The organism is Natrinema sp. CRL1 (assembly GCF_059162405.1).
Genome location: NZ_JBLVOY010000020.1, coordinates 1 through 1,065, shown reverse-complemented (window position 1 = coordinate 1,065; position 1,065 = coordinate 1). Strand labels below are relative to the sequence as shown.

Here is a 1,065-nt window from a genome sequence, read left to right as displayed (position 1 = left end):
CCGTGCTTCCACCCGAACAGAACGCCAACCTACAAGATCACCATGTGAGTGGTGCTGCTAGGTCTCGGTGGTAGATTTGAGCCCCGATCATTTTGGGCGCCTCAAACCTCGGCCGGTAAGCTGTTACGCTTTTCTTAGAGGGTAGCTGCTTCTAAGCTCACCTCCCGGCTGTCTAGGGCTTGAGACCACCTTCGATCGCACTTAATCTACACTTGGGGACCTTAACCCAGCTCTGGGTTGTCTCCCTCACGGTACACAGGCTTACCCCGTGCACCGGACTCCCTGCGTCAAGCGGCGTTCGTAGGTTCGGAGTTGGACAGGGGGGCGCACTCCTCTCGGAGTGCGGTCCCCCAATCCGTCGCTCTACCCCACGAACTACCTCGGCAGAGGTCATGCTTCGACATGTTTCGGTTGGAACCAGCTGTTTCCGGACTCGATGGGCCTTTCACCCCTACACAAAGATCACGAGAGGGTATTGTAGGACACCAACTCTAACAGGCCTCCACGTGCCTTTCGGCACGCTTCACCTTGTCCTTGCGTAGATCGTCCGGTTTCGGGTCGTGCCCGTTTGACTCCCCGCGCTTGAACACGGCGGCCCTCGTGCAAAGCACTGCGGCCATGTCGGTTTCCCTTCGCCTTCCTCGATAATCGAGTTAGACTCGTCAAACAGGCACACTCCCTGGTTCGTTTTTCAAAACGTACGACAGAACACCGGCTTCCCAAACTGCTTACTACAGGTTCGCACCTGATTCATTATGTCCGGGACCTTGTGTGCCCTGTCGCTCCATCGCCAACTGATTTCACGCCCTATTGCACCTCCCTTCGTGGGGTGCTTTTCAGCGTTCGCTCACGCTACTTGTTCGCTATCGGTCTTGAGGAGTGTTTAGTCTTCGCGGTCGATGCCCGCGATATTCACGAGGGATATCCAACCCCCGATACTCTGGAACTGACTCGTCTCTTACTCGTCGACGGTACGGGACTGTCACCCTGTCTCGTGCTCTGTTCCAAGAGACTTCTCGTCGAGTTTCTGAGAGTGTTTGTCAGCCCGAACACCACATTGCCCGT

Annotated in this window: 1 rRNA gene; it reads right to left on the bottom strand. The window is 56.2% G+C overall.

The window, feature by feature from the left end:
* Positions 1-1,065 (bottom strand): 23S ribosomal RNA (locus ACJYUO_RS21835); the annotation flags it as partial.